The following is a 26,133-nucleotide window of genomic DNA, read 5'->3' as shown; positions in this document are numbered from 1 at the left end:
GTGCCTGCGCCCGTCCTCGCACGTTTACCGCCATACGGTCAGTGCCATGAACCAGCGCATCATTTCGAAGAATCCGGCCAACCCGCGTTTGCATGGCCTGGAGAAGATGTCATTGCGAACCCTCGCTACCGCCGTGTGCGGTGCGCTGGGCATGGGCTTGTCTTCACAGGCATTGGCGGCGGCGCCATCGTCCACGGCGATCACGGTAGCGAGCGGGCAAGGCCACACGCTCAATAATTTCAGTACGGGCAACATCAGTACCAGCGGAAAAACAACCAACATCACGCCGGTGCGCCCCAACAATAGCGGCAGCGTCGCCTTCGGTTCGTACGGCGAATTCAATGTCGCCAGCGGTGATACGGTCAACTTCAATCTGCCGCAGAACACCAACAGCGTGGTCAACCTGATCTGGGGTGAAAGCACCAGCCAGGCGGCACAGATCTACGGCACGGTCAACAGCTACCTCCACGGGCAGAGCGGCAGCAACTACGGCGGCGCCGTGTACTTCGCTGACCCCAACGGCATCGTTATCGGCAAAACGGGCGTGTTGAATGTCGGCTCCTTGTCGTTGAGTGCACCCACCGCATCGTTCATGCAGAATGTGTTGATCGATGCCAACAACATCGGCACGGCAGGCGCCACCAGGGCCAATCTCGATGCGCTGCTCGGAGCCCAGAGCACGGTGACGACGCCGGCGACCACCACCTCGCCTTTCACCGATTCCAAGAATCCCACCTATCTCAACGGCAGCGCGCCGACCAGCACCACCACGTCCACGGACGTGAACGGCAACACCACCACCAACTACACCTACGTCAGCGGCAACGTCAGCACGCGAGTGGTGGTGTACGCGCCCAAGAGCGGTAGTACCACCTACACCATCTACACCACGACCGCCGAGACGGTGAATGACACCGCCGCGGCCAACGCCTGCGCGTCGGGCAACAGCGCGATGATCTGCGTGGATGGCGCCATCAATGCCGCCAACGCGGTGCGCATCCACGCCACCACCATCGACGTAAGCGGCACCATCAGCGTCACTGGGACCGGCGGCGATATCCTCGCCACGGCGGTCAACCTCGATGGCAATGGCGCACCGACGCAAGTGGAGCAGGATGGCAACACCATCCGCCTGATCGCCGAGGACAGCAACGGCAGCGCCGGCGGCGGCGACGCGCAGGCCAACGGAACGGTCAGCGTGAGTGGAACGCTCAGCACCGGCAACGTGGCTTACCCGAAATCGTCCACGCCTGCGCCTAGCCAGGACAGCTGGGGCGAAATCGCCCTGACCGCCAATGTCGCCAGCAACTCCGACTACGCCACTGGCAGCGAGATCAGCACGCTGGAAAGCGCCGGCAAGAACGTGGCTGATGGCGCCCTCTTGATGCTGGACCAGGGCACCTTCAACAGCCAAACACCGACCGAGATCATCGACAACCTGGCGCCGTCCACGACCCAGTTGGAATCCGATGCGATGGTCGCGGCCAATCTGGCGGCCGGTAAGCTGGGCGTGCAGGTGGCGTTCGCGCGTGCCTTCAGCACGGCCAATGTCGAGTTGTCGAGCGGCGCCAGGATCAACGCCGCCGGCGACGTGGTGCTGCAAGCCGGCACCACCACCGAAACCAGCGCCAATGTCACCGCCGCGACAACCAGCGGTTCCAGTCCGCTTTCGGCCGCCGGTTTCTACGGTGCCGTGTATAGCAAGGCCAATGCCTTGGTGGATTCGGGCGCTACCGTGACCAGTGGCGGCAACGTCACGGTGAAAGCCACCACCGACAACTCGATGGCGGTCACGGCCAGCAGCACGGCTACCGGCAGCAACAGCGTGGTCGGCGCCACGGTCGCGTGGACTCAGGCGGCGGTGGATGCCAACGCGCAGGTCAACGGCGCGGTCACGGCCAACGCGCTGAATATCGGCGCACACAACTCCAACGATTTTGACACCGAAGCGAGTGCTTCCACCAGCAACGCCAGCGGTTCCGGTTCCATCGGCCTGGCCGGTGCGGTCAGCCGGCAGACAATCGTCGCCGATGCGTACCTTGGCGGCGCGCCGACCATCAACAGTGGCGCGGCCGGCAACATCACCGTTGCCGCTGAAACGGACACCACCAAGAACAACACCAGCGCGTCGACCGGCACCACGGCGCCGACGCCGGCGCAAAGTCCGTCGCCGAGCCAGAGCGAGCAGGGCGAAAGCGGCGATCTCACCAATACCATGGGCAACGTGACCCAGAACGCCGATGGCAGCGGTTCGGGCAAGGGCCTGGGCAGTGACCTGCCGTTCAAGATCGGCTCGGCGGTGGCGTGGACCGACAGCAGCAACACCGCCACCGCTTCCACTGCGCCGAACCTGGTCATCGTCACTGGCGGCAACCTGGCGATCCAGGCCATCGTGAGCAACGCCGGCATCCACAATGGCGCCGACAGCGAAACCTCCTCTGCCGAAGATGCCGGCAGCGAAGGCGCCAGCTCCACGTCGGGCTCCAGCGGTGGCGGTTCCTCGACCGTCAACGTCTCGGCCGCCGTCGCCTACGCCAATTACCAAAACACCGCCGATGCCGAAATCGGCAGCGGCGACAAGGTCACGGCACAGAACATCGGCGTGAACGCACAGGTCATCGTGCCATTCGATTTCACCTTTGGCCTCGGCAGCCAGGTTTCTTCCGATCTTTCAGATCTGGAGAGCATGGGCAATAGCCTGGATGATTTCGAGAAAGGCCTTTCCGATCTCAACACACTCAAGAGCACGGTGACGGGTTTGCCCGCCACCATCATGAATGGGGTCAGCGGCTTTGCCGGCGCAGCCGGTGATGGCGGAACCGCCACACTTGGCGGTTCGGTCAACTATTTCGGCATGAGCAACAGCAGCCGCGCCTGGGTCGGCAGCGGCAGTTCGCTCACTTCCACTGCCGCCACGCCGACCAAGGGTGGCAACGAAAGCTGGACCAGTTCGCTAGGCTGGCTGACGGGTGCTGTCAACGACCAGAACATTGCCAACAGCACCACGCCCGCCGATCCGGGTGTTACCGGTACGGGTGCCGACGGCAGCAGCACGTTCACCTGGAACAATTCCATCGATGTGCTGGCCGGCACGCACGTGGCGGCATTCAACCTGGTGGGCGACCTCGCGCCGTGGGCCGACAAGGGCGCATCGGCGGCCATCGGTGGCGCGTTCAACTATGGCAGCTATGCCGACAGCGCCACCGCCGGCGTGGATTCCAAGGTCACGATCACCAGCAGCAACAGCGTGGCGGTCAATGCCACCGGCGCGGATACGCTGTTCGTGTTGAGCCCCACTTCCGGGCAAGCTAATTCGGTCGCGTTCGAAGGCATGGTGGCGCTCACCGATGTGAGTGATGCCACGCACGCCACGTTGAGCGGCAGCGACACGGTGAATGCATCCGCGCTGGACGTAAATGCCAGCAACCCGGTAATGGTGTGGTCGCTGGCCGGCGCCTTGTCGATGTCCGGCAGCGGTGCGGTGGGCCTGAGCGTGGGCATCAACGACATCACCACCAGCACCGTGGCGAGCATCGGCGACAACAGCGGCGACGAAGTGCCTCCACCCGCGCCCCCGCCGACGCCGGCGGAAACGGGGGGCGCCATCACGGTCGACAGCCTGGCTGTGCAGGCCAACACCAGTGGCGAAGCGGGCGGATTGAGCGTGGCCGGCTCGTATGTGAGTTCGCCGGCTCCCGCGCCGGCTCCCGCACCGGCTCCCGCACCGGCCCCCGCGTCGGCGCCAGGCAGTGGCCTGCTCAGCATGCTCAAGAGCGTGTCCTCGCTGGCCGACAAGTTGCGCGGTGGCGCGGACACCCTCCAGAGTGCGTTGGGCAAGGTGGATGAAATCAGCGGCTATGGCGCCACGATCGAAAGCGATCTGACCGGTTCCAGCTCCAGCTCGAGCTCCGGCAGTTCGCTGCTGGATGACGCCAGCAGCAAGCTCAGCACCATCTCCAGCGGCCTGAGCGCGGTATCCGGCGCAAGCTCCGGTTTGCAGGGCATTGTGGGCAAGCTGGGTAGCCTGAACAAGAAATCGAGCGGTACGCCCAGTTCCGGCTCGGGTTCCAGCTCGAGCTCCAGCGCTACCTTCGGCATTGGCATATCCGGCGCGGCCAGCGTGGACATGGCCAGCCTCAGCACACAATCGGGGGTGGATGGCGTCACCGTCACCGTGCCGGCCAGCACCACCGCCGGCAGCGCGCAGGTGGGCGTCACGGCGACCAACGATGCGCAGTTGTACAGCGCCGCCGGCAGCGCAGCGATCGTCCGCGCGAAGAGCGGCGGCAGCAATGCCGGCATCGCCGGCACGGTGGCGTATTCCAATGTGGCCGACACCACCACCGCCATCATCGGTGACCACGGCAGCAGCCATGCCACCCAGATCAATGCCGGCAATGTCGCGGTGCAGGCTGTCGACAACAGTATGCAAGTGGACGCCGGTATCGGCGTGGCGGCTGCGCTGGGCGGCAGCGGCACGGATGTGACGCTGGCCGGCTCCGTGTCGATCGGCGCCTCGCACAACCAGACCACCGCGTCGATCGATGACGCCGCCTTGAGCGATCCGAACGGAACCACCAGCGCCGACGGCGTGCAGGTCACGGCCTACGACGCCTCTGAAATCGGCATCGGCGCCGGTGCACTGAGCCTGAGCACGGGCAGCGGCACCAACGTCAACGGCGCGTTGAGCCTCACCTACGCGCAGATCAAGGACAACACCGACGCCAGCGTGGACGATGGCGCCAGCATCAGCAACTACGGCAATTTCTCGCTGAATGCGCTGGAGAGCGCGCAGATCGTGGCCGTGGCTGCCACCGGCAGCCTCGCCACGGGTGGCAAGGGCGTGAGCGTCACGGGCGCCGTGACCTACAGCGATGTGCAGAACGGCACCGTCGCCAGCGTCGACAACGGCGCCAGCGTGAATACCAACGGCAATATCGCCGTGCAGGCCGAAGCGGTCGATCCCACCAGTTCGCTGGTGACCGCGCTCAACCTGCCCACGCCGCAGCCGGCAACCAGCTACTACGATTTCAGCGGCGGCGGTTTGCAGTCGAACATCGCCAGTGCCAACAGCGCCAGCCAGAACGCCGCCAGCAACACCAACACGCAGGCCGGTCTCACTGACGCGACCACCACGTCCGGGCCGAACAGCACGGGGCTTGGCAGCTCAATTATCGCCGTGGCGGGCGACGTCAGCGCCGCATCCAACGACGTGGGCATGTCGCTGGCCTACAGCAACATCGCCAACACCCATCAGGTGGTGATCAACGACGCCAGCCTCACCGCCACCGGCGGCACGCTGAACCTCAACGCGCAGGACAACACGCGCGTCATCGATTTCGCCCTGGGCGTGGGCGTATCTGCCGGGCCATTCGCTGGCCTGGGCAGCGCCACGGTCAGCACCATCGCCAACCACGACGAAGTCCTGCTCGGCCCCAACAGCGATGAAGCCAGCGGCCTCGGTACCGGCGCGACCTCGCTTGCTGCCAACACCATCAACGCCAGCGCGACGGACAAATCGGCCATCTACAGCCTGGCCGGCGGCGTGGGCGTAAACACCCAGGGTGTCGCGGCCGGCGGCGCGGTCACCTACAACAACATCGGCAATACCATCGCTGCGGAAGCGACCAACGTCGCCTTCACCACCAACGGCGCCGACACCCAAGCCTCGACCACCAACCCCGTCTACGACCTTGGCCTGCAGGCCAGCAACAACGCCAGCATCATGGCTGGCGCGGTGGCCGGTTCGTTCGGTTCGGAGGCTGCACTCAGCCTCTCCTTCGGCTGGAACCAGACCAGCAATACGGTGGATGCCAGCCTCGTCGGCGGCTCGCTCACCAATCTCGCGCAGGGCAGTGGAAACGCCGGCGCGCAAGGCACGCTCGGCATCATCGCGACCGACAACGCCACTATCCAGGCGCTGTCCGGCGCGGTGGGCCTGAGCGGCAGCGCAGGCGTAGGAGCCGCCGCCAGCGTGCAGGAAATCGGCGATAGCGCGCAGGCCTCGCTGCAGAATGCCAGCCTGCAGACGGACGATGTCACCGTCAACGCCAGCACCACCGCGACCGAACAGTCCATCGCGCTCGGTGCGGCGATCGGTGGCGACGGCTCGGGCGCGGCTTCGGTGGCCTACAACTGCATCGGCAGCGGCGGCGTCAGTGATGGCAATTGCGCCGGCAGCAGCGCCGGCAGTCCCGGCACGCTGGCCGCGGTCAGCGGCATCACCGGGGCAGGCGGCGCGGGCGCCGCGGTGATCGGCAATGCGCTGAATGTCGCTGCCGTAGATAACAGCAATATCAGCACGCTGGCGGTGGACGTGTCCGACGCCAGCGGTGTGGGGGTCGGCGCATCGGTGGCCGTCAGCGGCATCGGCACGACCACCTCGGCGAGTATCGGCACGGCGGCGCCGACCAGTGGCAGCGATAGCACGCTTACCTTGCTGGACGTGGGCAATCAGACCAACGTTACAGCCACATCCAGCGCCAATATCGAATCGCTGGCGGTGGGCGCGTCCGGATCGGGGGATGCGAGCGTGGCCGGTTCGGCCTCCGCCAACAGCATCGACAACACCATCCGTGCCAGCATGACCAACGTGTCCACGGGCACGGCCACCGATCCACTGGTGGCGACCAGCAGTAACACCACCACGATCCAGGCGACCAACAGTGCGCAGATCGGCTCGCTGGCTGGCGCGCTGACCGATTCCGGAAGCGCGGCGCTTGGCGCGGCGGTGGCGGTGAACGACATCAACACCAACACCACCGCTGCATTCGATGGCGATGGTGGCACGCCCACCAGCACGATTGGCAACGTGGGCAACTGGTACCAGACCGGTTCGCTGCTGGTGGAGGCCACGGCGAGCATCCCGAGCAAGACCAGCGGCCTGTTCGGCGGTTCCAGCAGCCTGGCCAGCGACAACGCCAACATCCAGACCATCGCGGTGGCCGCGGGCCTGGCTGGCAGCGTGGGGGTATCCGGTTCGGTTGCCGTCAACCAGATCACCGGCAGCACCACCGCTTACGTGGACCAGGACGCCAATGTCGTGGCCAACCAGAACGTGGGCGTGCTGGCGTCCAGCAACCAGGGCATCAACGTGTATGCCGGCGCGGCCGGGTTGGGCGAATCGGCCGGCGTGGGCGCGGGCGTGGTGGTCAACACACTCAACAGCGACAGCACGGCCTACATCGACAACAGTGACGTCAACGCTTATGCCAACGGCGCTGCGTTGAGCGTGGCCGGCGGCACGTTGGCCAACACGGTCACGCTGCCCGACAGCCTCACCGGCACGCTCAGCAAAACGACCGCCACGACCAGCAACATCAGCGTGCCGGATCCGGATCTGGATGGCGCGAAGACGTCCGTCAAGGGCGTGGTTGTGGACGCGAGCAATGAGCAACATGCCTTCACGCTGAGCGTGGGCCTGGGTGTGGGTAGCGGCATCGCCGGCGCGGCCGAAGTGGGCGTCAACCAGATCGGCGGCAACACCAGCGCGTACATCGATGGCGGCTCGCTCATCAATGCACTGCGGGACACCACGACTGATGAATCGCAACAGTCCATCAGCAACGCGCAGCAGGTTTACGTCAATGCCTACAACGCACAGTACGCGGCCAACTACCTCGCCGCCGTAGCGGCCAGTGGCGGCATCGCCGTCAGCGCTGCCGCGCCGGTCAACACCTTCAACGGTGACACCAAGGCGTACATCAACGCCTCGACGGTCGATTCGCAGGCCAGCCAGCAAGGCACGGTGGTGCAGGCCGACAGCTACCAGTGGTCGCTGAACAACCTTGGTGCGGCGTCTGTAAGCATTGATGATTCCGCCAACCTCACTGGCGCCGTCTCCTTGTTCAGCGCCAACACCGACGCCTATATCAACGGCGGCAGCATCAGCGCCAGCAACGTCAACGTCCTCGCCAACTCGGCCATCCAGAGCTCGCAGATCGGCGGTGCGCTGGCGGTGGCCGTCGGTGAGCTGAGTGCGGCAGGTTCCGGCATGGCACTCGTCAACATCGACAATGCCGAAACCTCGGCGGAAGTCACCAACGTCGCGCAGTTCAACGACGGTGGCAGCGCCAACGTGCAGGCCACTTCCAGCAACACCGCTAATGCGCTCGGTGAGCAATTGGCCGGCGGCTTATGGGCTGGCCTGGCCGGTACGGTCGCGGTGGACATTCTTGGCAACAGCACCACTGCGCTGGTGGACAACAGTACGCTCTCGGTCGGTGGCCCGCTCAACGTGACGGCCAAGGACACGCAGGGCGTCACCAACAGCATCGGCGGCATCGGTATCGGCGCGGCCGGCCTGGGCGGTGGCGTGGACGTGACCCTGGTGCAGACGCACGTCGATGCGAACATCGGTGACAGCGTCGTCAACAGCAGCTACGTCGGCAGCAGCGACGCGGTGAACGTCAATGCCAATTCCACGCTCAACGTAGACAACCAGACCACCAACATCGCCGCAGGTGCGGCGGGCGTGGGCGTGTCAGTGGGTGTTCTGATCGCCGGCTCCGGCGATGCCATTGCCAACAGCAAACAGCTGTCCTGGCTCAATGATGGCTCGAACGCGCCAACCGCATCCAACGGCAGCGGTCAGAACCAGCAGCAAGTCACGTTGACCAATGTTGGCCAGCTCGGCAGCCAGGGCTCCCTGGGCGGCGACAGCATCACCGGTGTCAACAACGCCGGGGCGGTGGATGACAGCGGCAATTTCAGCAGTGCCTGGACCACGGCGATGGGTAGTGCCAGCAATGGCATCACCGCGCGCATCACTGACGGCAGCACCATCAACACCCATGGCATCGTCGACGTCGCCGCCAACATCACCGACAGCACCAGCAACACGGCCGGCGCGGGTACCGGCGGCGCGGCGGCGATCGGCGTTTCGGTGGCCTATACCAAGCTGGACAACCAGGTCGGCGCGCTGGTGGACAACACCAGCCAGATCGCCGGCGCCAGCAATGTGACCGTCCACGCCGGCATCGCCGACGGCGCGGGTGGCAGCGCGGCCTACACCGCGATCAGCACGGGGCAGAGTGCAGGCAACGTCACCGTAGGTGCGCTCGGCATCAACGTGGCCGTCGCCGACAGCGAAGTCAACAACAACGTGGTTGCCGAAGATGCCGGCAACGTCGCTGGCAGCGGCGCATTGAACATCGCGGCTGGCGACAGCAGTACGGCGTCCTCGGGCAACAGCAACCCGACCGTCAACGTCGGCATCGGTGTCGCCGCCGGTACCATCCAGGACACCGCCGATCGCACCGACAACATTCTTGCTTCGCTGGATGCCGGCGCGACGGTGAAGGGCTTCGGCACCGTGACGGTGGCTGCTACCGACAACGGCGGCGCTACCGCGCAGGGCGTGGCGGGCACCGGCGGCATCATCTCCGGCGATGGCGCGGATATCACCGCCAGCGACAGCAGCACCGTGGGCGCCAGTATCGGCGTGAACACACTGGCCGGCAGTGCGTCCGCGGCACTCTTCCCCGGCTACAGCATCGGCAGCGGCCTGGTCACTACCCTGTCGGGCGTGGCTAGCACCAACGTCATCGCCGATGCCGCGCCAACCCTGTCGGCCAGCGCCGATACCACCACGGTGGGGGTGGGTATTTCGATCGGCGTGAACAACGTGAATGCCACGGCTGCGCTCAACAGCAGCGCCTTGGTGGGGTCGTCCAACTCCGAGGTACTCTTCATCCCCGCCACGGTCACGACTACCGTTACCGACCCGACGAGCGGCAACACCACGACTATCATCAGCCCCGCGGTCAGCTCGCTGAACGTGACCAGCGATTTCGCGCCGAACCTCACTGCGTCGTCCACCGGCAACAGTGGCGGCATCATCGCCGCCGATGCGTCCAATGCGACCGCCAGCAGCAGTGGAGCCAATAATGCCGAGATTGGCATTGGCGTGATGCTGCCGGCGCTGGGCAACGTGTCGATCCTTGCCAACAGCACGCCGGTGGCCTCAGCCAATGCCAATGGCGTGGTCGCCGGCGGCATCATCGGAGGCGGTTTCAATGCGACCGCCAGTTCCAACGAAACCACTACCGCTTCGCTGGATGGCGGCATCGCCAATGCCACCATCAGCAATGGATCGGTGACCACGGCCATCACCGATCTGACCAGCCTCGGCATCAACGCCAGCGTTACCGACACCAATAACGCCTATGTGCAATCAGGCAGCGGTGAACTGGTCGGTGGCGTGGCGGCCACGGCCACCACGAAGGCGCTGTCCACCAGCAGCGCGACGCTTGGCGCGAACCAGTACCTGGAGATGGGTGGCGAGTTCAACCTCGCTGCCGACACCCACTACCTCTACGGCGTCACCGCCAATGCGAGCAACGGCGCGGTTGTCGGCGGCAGTGGCGCGTATGCCAACAACATCTCCGGCACCAGCGGCATTACGGCGGCGGCGAGCATTGGCGCCAACACCACGGTGGTCACCGGTGGCAACATCGACGTGACCGCCGATACCACGATGGGGGCCGACGCCAACAACGGCGGCGCCACCAGCGGCGCCGGCGGTCTGTTCGTGGGCACCGCCGCCGAGGCGGACAACAGTTTCACCGCCAACAACTACGCGCACATCGGCATTGGCGACAACCTCGCCACCTACGGTTACGACACGGGCAGTACGTTGAGCAGCCTGAACGTAATCACCTACAGCACCATCAAGAATGTGGACGACCAGGCCAGCATCACCATCGGTGGTGCGATTCCGGTCGCCAACCCGACGACGAACTTCACCGGCAACGTCAACAACACCATCGACATCGATGGCGGTAGCAACCTGAGTAGCTACATCGTCAACATTGGCACCTACGCCATCATGGGTGCGATGAACACGGCGATCGGCAATTCGTACGGCGTGGATGGCGTCGCCTCGGCCAGTGCGACCGCCACGCTCGACGCCAACCAGACGGTCAACGTCGGCACCGACGGCCATGGCGTCGCCAAGATCTCCAGCCTGGAAGGCAGCTACGTGCTGGCCGGCGACGATTTCGGCGACGGCGTGGGCACGCAGCTGGACGCGAGCCCGGTGGCACAGGCCTACGTGCGTGCGCTCATCGCCATCCCGGCGGTATCGGCGACGGCCAATGTGTCCAGCCAGTCTTCAATGACGTTGGGCACGGGCAGTTCGGTCACCAGCGATGGCGATGTGGACGTCGGCAGCATGAACGGCGGGCTCACCGCCAGCCCCGACAGCGAAGGCCACGGATACGAGCTGGGCTTCATTCCGGTCACCAACAGCGGCAACAGCACCAACGTTGGCGGCAGCAGCAATACCGTGATCAACGGCAGTGTGGTGGCTGGCACGGGGGGTGATCTGCTGATCAACATCGACGCCAGCGGCAGCCTCACCAGCAACGCCCTGGAATATGGCGTGAACACGGGCGGTGGCTTCACGACGTCCGGCGCCACGATCGGTGGCACCGCGAGCGCCGTCCCGTTCTTCGCGCAACTTGTGAATAACTACAACGAACAGGATCCAAGCTCGACGGGCAACGTGACGGCGTGGGAGTTCGGTGGTTCGGCCAGTGACATTCTCGGCGTGCCGCTCACCGTGCGCGGCGGTAACGTCTACCTGTACGGCGGCAATGGCACCAGCAACAACGAGGGCGGCATCACCGGCACCGGCAAGGTCACGGCCAATGCCGCGCCGTCCATCACCATCGACAATGCCAGTACTGATACGGTGGTGCTGGCCGGCATCGACGTGGGCTTCGGCGTCAGCGGTACGGTGTACGACAACAACGCCAGTACCCAAGGCGTCACCAGCATCGGCGGCATCGGCATCACGCAGGCACCCAGCACCGCGCAGCCGAACATCAGCGTCACCAACTCCTACATCAACACCCTGCCGCCAGGCGCCAACACGCCGGACATCATGGTCAACGGCGCCATCCAGGATTTCGGCGGCGAAGTATCACTAAGCACCAGTCTCGGATCGATCACCACCAGCGGCCTGTACGCCAATGATGTGTCGATTTACGCGCCGAACGGTGACGTGACATTCACTACCGCGCCGGCGTTCACCGGTGGCGATCCGGCCAGTGCGACCAGCCAGGCGACAAGCTGGCTTTACAGCATCATCAACCAGGATTTCACGTACAGCAGCGGCGGCGCCCTGAATGCGGATCTGGTGGCATCGGCGATCGTGCAGGCGGCTTACGCACCCGGCTCAAATGGCGTCTCCGCGCTCAATTCGGCGTTGATGAACTACAACAACGGCGAGGTGGCGACGAACATGACCACCAGCCAGGGATCGTCCACCTATGGCACATTCGAGCACACGCCGATCATTACCATCGGCAACTGCATGGGCTTTTCGTACGGTGGCACCACTTGCGGTGGTTCGGGTATCGGCCAGGGCACGGGTAGTGAGGGGCCGAATTACGATAGCTCCGATTACACGCCACTGATCCCGTGGATTGCGCTCAGCGCATCGGGCGCCACGGCCCCGGGTGTCTCCGGCAGCTGGAGCACGACGCATACGATGCCGTCGTCGCAATCGCAGACGTTGACCGTGAATGTCGGCGCGAATGGCTATATCGATTTCGATTCGGCCTACACGGTAGGCAAGTCCGGCGTCTGGACGGTGCAGACGCAACAGGGCCTGAGCGATTTCCTCACTGCCTACGCCAGCAACAAGAACACCACGCTCTATTCGTTCAATGCGGGCGCGGTGAGCAGCACCAACAGTGGTTACTCGTCGTACACCTCCAATTCGGCCGGGACCGGCACGCTGGCGTTGTCCGATGGCTCCGGCAACACGCTGTACTACTTCAACAGCAGTACCAGTACCTACGAGCCCTTGCTTGGTCTGGTGCAGTCTGCGGGCTCTAGCCAGCTCATCGGCGCCACCTACGACACCGGCCTGAAGCAGATTGACCTGAATAGCGTCGAGGCTACCGGTGGTGGCCAGGCCACGCTCATCGGCCACGTGGTGAGCACCGGTAACGGCAGCATCACGGTCAACAGCGGTTATGGCGAAGTGCTGGTGGACAACACCACGGGCCTGCCGTTGCAGGTGAACAACATCGATACCGGCAAGGCATCGCCGGGCATGGTCACCATCGAAGACTATTCGCAGTTGATCGCCAATTCGAATGTCCCAACCACCACCTGGTACGTCAGTGTGGATGGCGGCGCCACGCAAACCTTCACCAACAACAAGGGCGCCTACAACAGCGCGCAAGGCGGCGTGATTGCGACGCTGGCGTCTAGCGTGCCAACCATCGTGACGGCATCCAACACCAGCGGCGACCCGCTGTACGTGTTGACGGAAAACGGCTCCGCACTGACCAGTTACGCGCCTGCTCAAAACCAGTATTACAACTACGGCATGTCCATCAGCGTGGCCCGGGCGATCGATCCGTCGACTGGCCTGCCCTATGCGTATACCTCGGAAGGTACGTCCTCGGATTGGTCGTTCGTCAATCCGCAAACTGGCGCCAGCGGCAGCTATGTCAATGGCGACCAGGCCTGGAAGTACCTCACCGGTACGTTCGGCTCGTCGGCCACCGTGCCACTGAATGGCGGCGCCTGGGCCATGAAGATGACGGCCAGCAATGTGCAACTCACGGACGCCTACACCGCCCCGAACCAAGGCAGCAACGGCCAGTGGTATTCGGGCTATTCGACCATCTTTCATGGGTGCGGCGGCGGCATCGGTTCGGGTTGCAATTACGGCACCACTTCTACCGGCTGGGATTACGCTTGGAAGAATACCTGGGGCTCGGCCTGGGATTTCCTCTATCCCAACTACGGCACGCTCAACATCAACGTCAGCCAGACCGCCTCGCTGCCGATCGCGATCAACTTCGCCACCTCCAGCACCAACCGCGTGGAGATCGACTCCAACGCCAACATCCTGCTCCATGGCGTGATTGCCAACACCAACAACCCGGTGGTGAGCGGCAACACCGCCACCGGCGTGTCGGCCACGCCGGACACGTTGCTGGTGGCCAGCAACGGCGGCAACATCTACAACACCAACGGCATAAACCAGCAGATCTGGACCCACGACCTTGCCATGATCACCAAGGGCGGCGGCAGCATCGGCACGCCGTCTGCGCCGATCAACGTGAAGATCACCGGCTACGGAAACACTGACAGCAGCAACGGCAACGTGACTGACACCGGCAACGAAACCACGGTGGTGGCGATCACCGATGGCTTCACCAATCCCAACGGCCGGTTGGGCAACGGTAACGATGGCAGCATCAACCTCAACATCGATGCCGGGGGCGCCAATCAGCCTATCCTTGCAGTGGCCGGCGGCAATGGCGCCAGTGTCTACGGCGACATCAACATCAAGAGCGCAGGCGCCGGTTCGCTGGTGAGCACCAGCAGCAGCCGCAACCCCGGCGTGGCGATCCCGGGTCTGAGCTACCTCGAGTGCCTGTCGACGAGCATGGCCATCGGCAGTTCCTGCAACCCGGATCCCACGGTGAACGCTGCGCTCGGCGGCCAGGAAGACATCGTCGGAAACGCAGTGAACCTCACCAGCGGTGGCGGCATTTTCGGCTCGCAGACCACCATCGGCGGCCAGGTCATCGAGACGGCGTTGATGGTGCAGACGCACTATTCGCCAGGTTCCGCCGACACGCTCAACCTCAGTGCTGCCGGCGATATCGACGTCACCAACGACGCCGGCGACTTCGAAGTGGGCAGCGTGGCGTCGCAGCACGGTAACGTGACCATGGATGCCACGCGGGGCGGCATCTACGACGCCAGCTCGCTGTCGTCCGCGTCCACGCTCAACCAGCTGCAGGAAGAGCAGCTTTGGCAGCGTTTTGGCATCGTGTCACTCGATACAAACGGCAATGCCATCAACGCCCCGACGGCCGTGGATACAGCGATCACCAACCAGGTTAACGCCGCCTACAGCGAATACATTGGCCTGATGGCTGAGGGCACCTACAGCAATGGGGTGTTCACTTTCAACAAGACGCCATCGGCAGGGCTTCTGCAGTCGTACTGGGCGCTGGTGGTACAGAACAGCAAGGGTGCGATCAGTGCTTCGGCGACGCCCGACCAGGCCGATGTGGAGAACTACCTTTCCGGCCGGATCGCCAGCGACATTTCGCTGTTCATCCCGTGGATCGGCTCGTCCTGGAATACGCAAAGCGAATTCACCAGTCCGTACAACCCGAACAATCCCGTTAGTTCGACCAACACTCCCTACGTATTCGCACTCAATACGACCCAGATGCAGCAGCTGGCTTCACAGTCGTGGAGCGAAAACGCCTTGCTGTACAGCCTTGGCAGCGCGGGCATGATCGCCGTGCCAAGCACCGGCGGCGCAGGCTCGGGCCTCACCGTCACCACGGTTGGTAGCGACTTCACGCCCAACGTCAGTGGCGTGAACGTGACGTTGCTTGCCAATGGCATCAAGAGCGGCATTGGCCAGCTGGGCACGCCGATCACCATCAACGAAAGCGACCTCGCCGATCTCTACACCAACGGCACGCTCACCGGCACGCTCAGCAACAGCAACAACCCCGGTGTCTTGCAGGCGCTTGCCGGCGCCAACACGCCGGGCGACATCACGGTGTACGACACCAACGGCAACGTGATCAGCAGCACGCAGCTCGCGCTATTGGCATCAGGGAATGCCCTGTCGAGCGTGGGAGCCAGCTCGGGCGGCACCACCATCGGCAGCATCCAGGTCACCCAGGTCGATCCGCTGTTCGTCCAGGTGGCGGGCGACCTGGCAGGCAAGTCCAAGGGCGCGGTGTACATCCAGGCGATGGGCAACCTGGCGCTGGCCACGCAGGCGCAGGGCGATGTGAACACGCACTTGACCGGACTTACCTCTGGCCTGGGCATGAACCTCAGCGCCACCGGCAGCATTCAGGCCGATCCGAACGCGACATATGCGAGTACTGGCAACGCGCTGCTGACGGTCGGTGGCAGCTTGACCATCGCGGCCAACAACAATGTCGGCTTCGACAGTAACGGCAAGTATGCACTGCCGATCGCCATCACGGGCACGCTCAACAAGGGATCGGCCGGCGGCAACCTTGCACTGGAACAAACCACCGGCGACCTGCTGGTGAACCAGGCCGTAGCCAATGACGCCGTGCAGCTGGAATCGCGTAACGGCAGCATCTACGCGATCAACAACGTCACCAGCGTCGGGAGCAATCAGATCACCTTCGCCGCGCTGGACAACGTCGCCTACAACAGCACGCCGACTGCCGCCACGCCCACGCTGGGCGCGATGTGGGTGCAGGAAACAGGCAGCAGCCCGCTGCTCAAGGCTACGGCGACCAACGGCATCGTGGACATCGCCACGGACACCGGCGATCTCACCGTGGGCTCGATCCAGAGCGCGGGCGAGATCACGCTGCTTTCGACGGTGGGCAGCCTGACCGCGCAGCAGTTGACGTCCGACGATGCCGGCGTCAACGCCACTGGTTATCTGAATGCTGGGTTCGAGACCGTACAGACGGCAGGTGGCGTAGTACTCAATGCCACCACCGGTGCGCTGACCACCACCGGCACCATCGCCAGCAGTGGCACGCAAGCCATCGGCAGCAGCAATCCCAACGACGACGTTGATCTCAACGGCGCCACCGGCGTGACGATTGGCGGCCCTGTCTCTACCGGCAACGGCAATATCAATGCCACGCTGACCAATCTCACGGGTGCCGGTACGCTGGACATCGGCCAGGGCGCTGCGTTGAGCGCGAGCGGCGGCAACGTCGCCGTGAGTGCCATGCAAACGGGCGATGCCGTGCAAATGGACAGCGGCAGCAGCATCGCCGCCACTGGAACGGTAACGATTGCTTCCGGCGGCAATGTTGTACTCGGCCTGGTGCAAAGCACCGATGCCAGCGATACCCCGTCCATCAGCATTACCGCCGCTGGCGGCATTCAGGGTAATGGCGACCCGCTGAATGTGAATGTGGAAGAATTAGCGGGCGGCAGCGTGTTGTTGCAATCGGTCAGCGACATCGGCAGCGCATCGAATCCGCTGATGTTGAACCTGAGCCCGGGCACGCTAGATGCCACCAGCACGCAGGGCAGTATCTACATCAATGCGCTTGGCAACCTGAGCGCGCAGAGCATCAGCGCTAACCGCAACGTCGTTCTCGCGGTGGCCGACGCGCTGGACTTCACGCAGGTCACTGCGGGTGGCAACGCCACGCTCACGGCAGCAACCATCGACGGCAGTAACCTGACCGCTGGCGCCGCGCAAACCAACAGCACGGGCGCGACGACGCTGGGCACGGCGGCCATTGGTGGTGACCTGACCGCGACTGCCGGCACTGACCTCACGGCGGCCACATTGAGCAGCGGTGGCAACACGACGCTCACCGCCGGTAGCAACATTGACGTCAATGCGCTGACGGTGGGCGGCACGCTGGTGAGCAACAGCGGTGGCAACACGACGATCACGCAAGGGACGGTGACGGGCACCAGCCAGTTCTCCACCGGCGATGACCTCACGCTGGGTAGCTATACCGCCGGCGATGACGTCACGGCGCAATCGACCGGCGCCATCAACCTTGGCACGGTGACGCTCACCAGCGGCGACATCAACGCCACCGCTGGCGGCGATCTGAACGTGACGCAGCAGTTGAACGTGCAGAACGGCAGCGCGACGCTGGCCTCGGGCGGCGACATGACACTCGCCGACGTAAATACCAGCGCCGCGTTGTCTGCCAAAACCGGCGGCAAACTGTCGGCCACCACGTTGTCGAGCGGCGGCGATACCACACTGCAATCCGTACAGGACACGACCGTGCAGGACGCCACGACGGGCGGCGACTTGGCCATCACCAGCACCAGCGGTGCGATGAACCTGGCTCAAGGCACGGTGACAGGGGCGGCAGCACTCGGCGGCGCCACCGACGTCAACGTGGGCACACTCTACAGCGGCGGCAATGCCGCACTCGCCGCCACCGGTGGCTCGCTGCAAGTCACCAACTCGTTGACTAGTGGCGGCAGCACGACGCTCACCGCCGGTAGCAATATCGACGTGAATGCGCTGACAGTGGGCGGCACGCTGGTGAGCAGCAGTGCTGGCGACACGACGATCACGCAAGGGACGGTGACGGGCGCCAGCCAGCTCACCGCTGGCGGCGATCTCACGCTGGGCAGATACACCGCCGGTGATGACGTCACGGCGCAGTCGACCGGGACGATCAACCTCGGCGCGGTGACACTGACCGGCGGCGACATCAATGCCACCGCTGGCGGCGATCTGAACGTGACGCAGCAGTTGAGCGTGCAGAACGGCAGCGCCACGCTGGCCTCGGGCGGCGATATGACACTCGCCGACGTAAGCACCAGCGCCGCGTTGTCTGCCAAAACTGGCGGCAAACTGTCGGCCACCACGTTGTCGAGCGGCGGCGATACCACGTTGCAATCCGTGCAGGACGCAACCGTGCAGAGCGCCACGACGGGCGGCGATCTGGCCATCACCAGCACCATCGGTGCGGTGAGCCTGACGCAAGGTGCGGTGACGGGGTCGACCGCGCTCAGCGGCGCCACCGACGTCATCGTGGGCACGCTCCAGAGCGGCCGCAATGCCGCACTCGCCGCCACCGGCGGCACGCTGAAAATCACCAACGCGTTGACCAGCGGCGGCAATACGATGCTCACCGCCGGTAGCGATATCGACGTGAATTCGCTGACAGTGGGCGGCACGCTGGTGAGCAGCAGCGGTGGCGACACGACGATCGCGCAAGGGACGGTGACAGGCGCCAGCCAGTTCACAACGGGCGGCGACCTCACCCTGGGCGACTTCACGGGCGGCGACGATCTGACGACACAAGCGGCCGGTTCGATCAGCTTCGGCTCGGTGCTGCTGACTGGCGGATCGTTGCAGGCCCAGGCCGGCGGCGACCTGGCGGTCACGCGGCAGCTCAACGTGCAGCAGGGCAACGCGACGCTGGGCGCCGGCGGGAACATGTCGCTGGCGACGGTGACGGCTGCAGGCAACCTCGTTGGCAACGCGGGCGGTGCGCTCGATGCGAGCAACCTGCAGTCGGGCGGGAACACCACGCTGAGCGCGGGCGGCGCGATGAGCCTGTCGACCGTGCAGGCCGGTCATGACCTGCAGGCGACAGCGGGCGACTCGTTGCAGGCGGGCACGCTCAGCGCCGGCGGCAATGCTTCGTTGCAATCGGGCGACGCGATGACGCTCGGCTCGGTCACCGCGACAGGCAGCCTCGTGGCGAAGGCGGACAGCACGCTCGATGCCGGCAACCTGCAATCGGGTGGCGACACCGCGTTGAGCGCAGGCAGTGCCATGAGCTTGTCCTCGGTCAACGCCGGTCAGGACCTGTCGACGACGGCGGGTACCTCGTTGCAGGCCGGTACGCTCGATGCGGGCGGCAACGGCTCGCTGCAGTCCGGCGCCGGCATGACGTTGGGTAGCGTCACCACCGGCGGCAACCTCGGCATGCTGGCCGGCCAGCAACTCGCCTTCACCACGCTCGACGCCGGCGGTTCGGTGTCCGGCCAGTCGCAGCAGGCAGGCATCCAGGGAGACAGCGTGCAGGCGGGCGGCTCCATCCAGTTCGTGGCGCCCGGGGACATCCGCGTGGGTGCGCTCAAGGCCGGGACCGACATCAACCTGCAGGCGGGTGGCATGGTGGTCACCCAGACCATGGCGGCGGGGAACAACGTGATGGTGAAGTCGGGCGGCGACGCCGACCTGTACTCGACCACGGCGGGCAATGCGCTGGACGTGGACAGCGGCGCGGCCATCCATATGCACGATGGCTTCGCCGGGCACAGCATCAGCCTGGCAGCGCAGCAACTGGACTTCACCTGGCTCACCGCGCCGGACAGCATCACGCTGCTGGCACGCGACGGCAGCATCCTCGGCGCCACGTTGACCACGCGCGATGCGTTTGTTGCGGCCAACGGGGATATCCAGCTGGATGCCGCCTATATCGGCGACCGCATCAACCTGCAGGCTAACAACATCAGCGCCGACGTGAAGCAGACCACCCGTGGCCAGCCGCTGTATTCGGTGCTCACCGGCTACCAGGGCGGCGTGGCCCGCCAGATCGCGGTGACCGCCGATGCGCCGCAGGACTGGATGATCGATCGCCTGGCCGCGGTCAACGCTGCTCTGGCCACCACCGCGCCGAACGTGGACATCAGCTCAGCGCACATCGAGCAGACCATGTCGGTCAGGACGCCTGATGCCTATGCGTGGATGAACCAGCACAGCGCGATCCTGGTGCCGGCCACGGTGCAGTTGATGCAGCCGACCTACGACTTCCAGTTCCACCAGGACGGCATCGCCACGCTCACTGACGCCTTCATCGTCCGCTACAGCTTCGGCGACGACACCACGACGCCGGACTACGTGGCGCCGCATTACTGGTTGGCGCCGAACTATCTCGGTGAGAGCGCGCTGCGCTTCAATGGCCGCATGCTCAGCGAGCAGACCAATGACCGTGGCGATGACCAGGTCGATCCGCACCCGACGCCGGCGTGGACCCATACCGACCCCAGCCAGCTGGTGCGTCCGGTGGATGTCCACGAGGCTGCCGTCAACATCAATGCTCCGGAGTGAGGCAATACATGCAGGGATACAGGGGAGCGGCGCCGTGGCGCCGCGTGGTGATGAGTGCGGCGCTGGCGGCAGGATGTGGAAGTGGCGTCCTTGCCGTAACGCCGGTTCAGGCACAGACGCAGTCGCAGGTAACGCCCAGCACGTTGCAGAACGACGCCCAGCGCCAGCAGCGCTATTACCAGCAACAGCAGACGCCACCGCCAGCGCCGCAGACAGATCCGCTGCAGCAGCCGGCCGCACCGGCGGCGGGGGCGGCCAAGGCCCACGCGACCACGCGCTTCGTGCTCAAGCGCGTCGAGTTCACGCCCTCGGCCCTGCTCAAGCCGGCGGACCTGTCGGCGGCGGTCAAGCCGTACGAGGGCAGGGAGGTCGATGGCGCCGAGCTCGCGCAGATGCTCGATGCGGTGAACAACCTGTATCGCGCGCGCAAGATCACCACGGCGCGCGCGTTCTTGAAGAACCAGCCGGTGGTCGATGGCGTGGTGCACGTGGAGCTGGTTGAAGGGCGCCTGGGTAAGGTGGCCATCAAGGGCAAGCGGCATGTCAGTGACCACTACCTGGCCAAGCGCCTGGACCTGAAGGAGGGCGAGGTAGTCGACGCAGAGCAGCTGCGTGACCACCTGGTCACGCTCAACCGCACCAGCGACCTGCAGGCGCAGGCGGTGCTGGCGCCGGGCGCCTCGCGCGGGCTCACCGACGTCCAGCTAGACGTGCAGGAACCAAGCCGCTGGGCGCTGGATGCCTTTGTCGACAACGGTGGCGTGGACAGCACGGGGCGCAACCGGGTCGGCCTGCAAGGGCACCTGTACAGCCTGTTTGGCATCGACGACATGCTCGACGGCAACGTGGCGCACTCCAGCGGCGCCAACGATGGCGCGGTGTCGTATTCGGTGCCGTTGTTCCCGAACAACGGGCGCCTGGGCATCAGCTACTCGCACAGCCAGATCAACGTGATCAACCAGGCCTTCCGCAATATCGACATCCAGGGCGCCTCGTCGGTCACCTCGCTCAACTACAACCAGCCGTTGATCGCGACCCTGAGCTGGCTGTTCAGCGGCATCGGCTCGTATTCCATCACCGACTCCAACACGCATATCAGCAGCCAGAACATCGCCGACACGCGCACCAACGCCTGGACCCTGGGAGCCAGCCTGGCCCATCAGTCCGACGGCCAGCGCTGGGGCGCTACCCAGTTGGTGACGCGGATACGTTCCGACGAGCCGCTGCTGGGCAAGTCCGACTTCACCATCGCCCCGGGAAGCGCCTACTTCATCCAGCGGCTGTGGCAATCGCGCTGGGCCGTGCGCGCCGACCTCGGTTGGCAGTTCAGTGCCACCGACAACCTGCCCTCGGCCAACCTGTTCCAGATCGGCGGCCCGGGCAGCGTGCGCGGCTACGAGCGTGGCGTGCTATCGGGCGCCCGTGGCTACTACGCGGATCTCGAGTTGCATCGCTCCATCGGCGAGCGGCTGGACCTGTTCGGCTTTGTCGATCATGGCCAAGTGTCGTCCTCTTTCCCCGGCAACCAGCAGATCAGCGGCGCGGGCTTGGGCGGCAGTTACTCCTACCGCTGGTTCACCGCCTCGGCCGATGTAGCCAAGCCGTTCGACACAGTGACTCCCGACCAGGATAGCGTGCGCTTCGACTTCCGCCTGACCGCGCACTTCGACTGAGCGCGGTCAGCGGTTGACCCGCTGCAGGAACGCGGCCCAGGCCGCGTCCTCGCGCAAGGCGGCAAACGGGATCACCGGCGTGGGTGGCGTGGTCGGCGGCTGCAGCTCCTTCTGCCAGACGCCCACGTCCCACCAGCGGCCCAGCTTGTAGCCGGAGCTGCGCCATACCCCGGCGGGGGCGAAGCCCATGGCCTCGTGCATCGGCACGCTGCCCTCGCCGGGCAGGGTGATCACGCCCACCGCCTGGTTAAGGCCTTGCAGGGTCATTGATTCAAGCAGCACGACGTACAGCCGGCGGGCGACGCCACGACGTCGTGCATCGGGGTGCACGTAGATCGACGTCTCGGCGATCCAGTCGTAGGCCGCACGTTCGCGGAAGCGGCTGGCGTAGGCATAGGCCAGTACGCGGCCGTCCTCCTCCCAGACCAGCCACGGATAGTGCTGCAACCGGGTTTCCACCCGCTGGCGCATGGCGGCCACGCCGGGCAGTTCGGTCTCGAAGGTTTCCGCGCCGTGCAGCACCGAAGGGGTGTAGATCTCGTGGAAGGCGGCAGCGTCGTCGCCACGGGCGATGCGGATCATGCGAGCGACTTCTCCATGCAGATGCTGCGGGGGTTGGCGTGATGTTCGCCGAACGGCGGGCAGCGACGATAACCGGCGCGCTCGTACAGCTCCAGCGCCTCGGCCTGGGCTGTGCCGGTCTCCAGCCGGACCCGCTTGCCGCCGCCTCGCTGCACCTCGGCCTCGAGGGCCTCCAGCAATTGCTTGCCAAGGCCCAGTCCGCGACAGGCCGGCAGCACGTACATGCGCTTGATCTCGACGTAATCCGCGTGCCAGACGCAGGCGCCACAGGCGACCGGGGTTCCGTCCACCCGCGCGGTGAGGAAGGTGACGTTGGCCTGTTTCAGTTCTTCCACCGCGATCGGGCGGATGTTCCCGGTGGGATAGAGTTCGGCCAGATAGCCGTCCAATTGCCTGATCAGCGGGGCAACCTCCGGCGAGGCCGGATCATCGACGGCGAAATGCAGCGCGGGCGCGTTCAGCATGATTCGTACTTCCAGTTGCGCCGCTTGCCTTCGGCCAGCCACTCCAGCGTGGTGGCGATGCGTTTCTGGCGGGTGGCGTCGGTCTTGGCCTCGTTGATCCAGGCCACGTATTCGCGCTGGGCTCCGGGCGGAAACGCCTCGTAGTGCTTGCGTGCGGCCGCGTGCTTCTTCTGCGCGAGCAGGGCGGCGACGTCGTCAGGCATGCTCGGCGCCTGCGCGGCTGGCTTGGCCCGCTTGACCTTGACGCCAGCGTCGTTGAGCGCCATCGCCTTGCGGATGTGGGCGGTCAGCTCGCGCTTTGACGGCAGGTCCTTGAGCGAGGCGAGTTTGCCGAGCTGTCCCATGCCATCCTGCTCGACCTCGCCGAGCACTTCCTTGTGCAGCCAGAAGCCGAACGCGCAATGTTGCTTGAAGGCGGCCATCGAGCACATGGGGGCGCCGCGGTAGCTGAAGAACGGCATGCTCCATTTCACGCCTTCCTGCACCTCCGGGCAGGTCGCATGCACCAGCGCACGCAGATGTTCCAGGATCGGCTGGGCGAACGGCGCCGCCTTGGCGATGTAGGCATCGATGCGCGGATCATGCTGGCCCATGGCGTGTTCCTAGAGTTCGCGCAGATAGAACTGGTCGCAGCTGAAGTGGCCGGTGCCGCCCAGCGGAGCGGCGAGCGTGGTGAACCCGTGTCGACGATACAGCGTTTGCGCGGCGTCCATGCCGGTGAGCGTTTCCAGGTAGCAGCGGCTGAAGCCATGCGCGCGGGCGGCATCGAGGCACCGCAACATCATGGCGCTGCCGGCGCCAATGCCGCGTGCTTCCGGCAGAAAATACATCTTGCGCAGCTCGCATACATCGGGCTCGCCGCCTTCCAGCGGCGCCACGCCGCCGCCGCCGAGCACCACGCCGTCGCGTTCCACCACGAAATAGGCGCTGCGCGAGCGCGCATAGGCCTCGTGCATGGTGTCCACTTCGGCGTCATGGATGGCGAAGCCGGGGCCGTCGGCGCCGAATTCCGGCATCACCGCGCGGATGATGCGGGCCATGGCGGCGTTGTCGCGGGCTTCAATGGGGCGGATCAGAAAGTCGGTCATGGTGTGGCTTGCGGTGAACGGTAGATGGCGCCGTCCTTCATGACGAAGACGGGATGCTTGAGATCTTCGATGTGCGCAGCGGGATCGCCCTCGAAGGCGACGAGGTCCGCGCGCAGGCCCGGGGCGATGCGGCCGAACTTGTCCTGTTGGCGCAGTATGCGCGCCGCGACGTCGGTGGCCGCGTGCAACGCCTGTGGTGGGGTCATGCCGTCGCGCACCATGTTGACCGGCTCGCGCCAGTTGTCGCCATGGGTGAACACGCCCACGTCGCTGCCGTTGCCGATGGTGACGCCGAGCTTCAGGGCGGTGCGGAAGGCGCGCTCGGCTTCCTTCATGCGGGCGGTCGGCTCGCTCTGGCCGGGCACGTAATGCTCGAAATACTGCGCGGTCGATTCGACCGCCGTGAGCGTCGGTTCGTACGCCACGCCGTGCTGCTTGAGCAGGCGGAAGGTAGCCTCGCTGGCGCCGTAGCCGTGCTCGATGCTGTCCACGCCGGCTTCCACTGCGAGCCGCACGCCTTCGTCGCTGGCCGCATGCGCCGCCACCGGGCGACCGGAAAGATGCGCGGTGTCCACGATCGCCTTCATCTCGGCCAGCGAGAGCGTCGGCTGCGTGCTGCCGTCGGCGCCTACGCGGTAGTCGGCATAGAGCTTGATCCAGTCCGCGCCGTGGCCCGCCTGCTCGCGGGTGGCGCGGATCGCTTCGTCCACGCCGCTGACTTCCTGCGCGCCACCGGGCAATTCCATGTCCGGACGGAAGCCGCGCGGGCCGGGACCGTAGCTCGCGGTGGCGACAATGGCGCGGGTGGCGATGAACAGCCGAGGGCCGGGAATCATGCCTTCGTCGATGGCGCGCTTGACCGAGACGTCGGCGTAGCCGGCGCCTTCGGTGCCGAGATCACGCAGGGTGGTGAAGCCGGCCATCAGGGTGGCGCGCGCATGCGCGGCGGCCTCAAGCGTGCGGTAGTCCTGCGGTTCCTTCAGGACCTGGTCGTTCCACAGCGTCTCGTTGTACGGATGCAGGAACACGTGCGAGTGGAGGTCGATCAAGCCGGGCGTGAGCGTGGCGCCGGGCAGGGCCACGCGTTGGGTTCCCGCGGGCGCCTGGATGCTCGTTTCAGGGCCGACCGCGGTGATCGCCCCGTTGTGCACCAGCACGGCCCAGCCGGTGTGCGATGTGTCGCCTTCAGCCGTCCAGACGCGCGAGGGGAGCAGCAGGATGTCGCTCGATGCCGGAGCAGCCCGGGACGCGGGTGTGCCCGCCATGCATCCGGCCACGAACATGGCCGTCCAAACCTTCCACTGCGTCCACCACATCGCAAGCTCCCCAACCAACGAAGCTTGATTCTAGCGACGCATGGCGCCTGGCGGCGAGGCCAAAGGTCATGGAGCGGTCCGCACCGCGCTGGCGAGCTGTTGCGCGCATTCACTGGCGGCGGAGGGGACGGCGGTGACGCAGCTGGCGAAGTCCTTCGGCAGGGCGGTGATCATCACGGAGTTGCCTTCGCGCATGCTGAAGCTGCTGAGCGCCGGCCTGCAGGCACTGCCGCTGGCGGCGCACTGCTGGGGCAGCACGGTGTAGTGGCATTCGCCGGAGTTGCTGCGCAGGCAGCGGAAGGTGGCCAGCTTGCCGGTGACTTCGATCTGGCTGTCGATGACATCCACGCCATCGACGATCGAGTGCGTCACTACGGTATGACTCTGGTCGCATCCGGCCAGAGACAGCAAAAGGTAGAACAAAGCGATCAACTTGCTCATGGGGACCTCTGGCGCAAAACG

8 protein-coding genes are annotated in these 26,133 nt (G+C 65.3%); 2 read left to right on the top strand and 6 right to left on the bottom strand.

Features of this window, described 5'->3' with window-relative positions; genetic code table 11:
* Nucleotides 1–46 precede the first annotated feature (46 nt).
* Both DVT68_RS03720 and DVT68_RS03715 read left to right on the top strand, forming a co-directional pair.
* A complete protein-coding gene (locus DVT68_RS03720) occupies nucleotides 47–20,548 on the top strand; it encodes a filamentous hemagglutinin N-terminal domain-containing protein (RefSeq protein ID WP_114823679.1) in 20,502 nt (6,833 codons plus the stop codon).
* Nucleotides 20,549–20,556: 8 nt separating this feature from the next.
* Nucleotides 20,557–22,221 (top strand): ShlB/FhaC/HecB family hemolysin secretion/activation protein, encoded by a 1,665-nt coding sequence (locus DVT68_RS03715; protein ID WP_114823678.1) that lies wholly within the window; start codon nucleotides 20,557–20,559, stop codon nucleotides 22,219–22,221.
* A 6-nt stretch (nucleotides 22,222–22,227) separates the two neighbouring features.
* On the opposite strand, the gene DVT68_RS03710 is transcribed toward DVT68_RS03715, so the two are convergent.
* The 6 genes from DVT68_RS03710 to DVT68_RS03685 form a co-directional block, all read right to left on the bottom strand.
* Nucleotides 22,228–22,803 (bottom strand): GNAT family N-acetyltransferase, encoded by a 576-nt coding sequence (locus DVT68_RS03710; RefSeq protein WP_114823677.1) that lies wholly within the window; start codon nucleotides 22,801–22,803, stop codon nucleotides 22,228–22,230.
* Nucleotides 22,800–23,267, bottom strand: coding sequence for a GNAT family N-acetyltransferase (locus DVT68_RS03705; RefSeq protein ID WP_114823676.1), 468 nt, complete (start codon nucleotides 23,265–23,267; stop codon nucleotides 22,800–22,802). Before DVT68_RS03705 ends, DVT68_RS03710 begins: the two co-directional genes overlap by 4 nt.
* The gene (locus tag DVT68_RS03700; RefSeq protein ID WP_114823675.1) at nucleotides 23,261–23,860 is read right to left on the bottom strand and encodes a YdeI/OmpD-associated family protein; all 600 of its coding nucleotides are present in this window, start codon (nucleotides 23,858–23,860) and stop codon (nucleotides 23,261–23,263) included. The genes DVT68_RS03705 and DVT68_RS03700 overlap by 7 nt, the downstream gene beginning before the upstream one ends.
* Nucleotides 23,861–23,869: 9 nt before the next feature.
* Nucleotides 23,870–24,355, bottom strand: a complete 486-nt coding sequence (locus DVT68_RS03695) for a GNAT family N-acetyltransferase (protein ID WP_114823674.1) — start codon at nucleotides 24,353–24,355, stop codon at nucleotides 23,870–23,872.
* Complete coding sequence (locus DVT68_RS03690) at nucleotides 24,352–25,620, bottom strand: metal-dependent hydrolase family protein (RefSeq protein WP_233523328.1); 1,269 nt, start codon at nucleotides 25,618–25,620, stop codon at nucleotides 24,352–24,354. The genes DVT68_RS03695 and DVT68_RS03690 overlap by 4 nt, the downstream gene beginning before the upstream one ends.
* A 117-nt stretch (nucleotides 25,621–25,737) precedes the next feature.
* The gene (locus DVT68_RS03685) at nucleotides 25,738–26,112 is read right to left on the bottom strand and encodes a hypothetical protein (protein WP_114823673.1); all 375 of its coding nucleotides are present in this window, start codon (nucleotides 26,110–26,112) and stop codon (nucleotides 25,738–25,740) included.
* Between the last annotated feature and the right edge of the window lie 21 nt (nucleotides 26,113–26,133).

Origin of the sequence: Dyella solisilvae (genome assembly GCF_003351225.1) — a bacterium.
Classification (GTDB): domain Bacteria; phylum Pseudomonadota; class Gammaproteobacteria; order Xanthomonadales; family Rhodanobacteraceae; genus Dyella; species Dyella solisilvae.
Note: the sequence above shows the minus strand (reverse complement) of the source record. Positions and strands in the feature narration are given on the sequence as shown.

Coding starts and splice junctions, on each gene's coding strand:
- DVT68_RS03700 (WP_114823675.1), bottom strand. CDS start 23,860: ATGGGCCAGCATGATCCGCGCATCGATGCCTACATCGCCAAGGCGGCG.
- DVT68_RS03695 (WP_114823674.1), bottom strand. CDS start 24,355: ATGACCGACTTTCTGATCCGCCCCATTGAAGCCCGCGACAACGCCGCC.
- DVT68_RS03720 (WP_114823679.1), top strand. CDS start 47: ATGAACCAGCGCATCATTTCGAAGAATCCGGCCAACCCGCGTTTGCAT.
- DVT68_RS03690 (WP_233523328.1), bottom strand. CDS start 25,620: ATGGCGGGCACACCCGCGTCCCGGGCTGCTCCGGCATCGAGCGACATC.
- DVT68_RS03710 (WP_114823677.1), bottom strand. CDS start 22,803: ATGATCCGCATCGCCCGTGGCGACGACGCTGCCGCCTTCCACGAGATC.
- DVT68_RS03715 (WP_114823678.1), top strand. CDS start 20,557: ATGCAGGGATACAGGGGAGCGGCGCCGTGGCGCCGCGTGGTGATGAGT.
- DVT68_RS03685 (WP_114823673.1), bottom strand. CDS start 26,112: ATGAGCAAGTTGATCGCTTTGTTCTACCTTTTGCTGTCTCTGGCCGGA.
- DVT68_RS03705 (WP_114823676.1), bottom strand. CDS start 23,267: ATGCTGAACGCGCCCGCGCTGCATTTCGCCGTCGATGATCCGGCCTCG.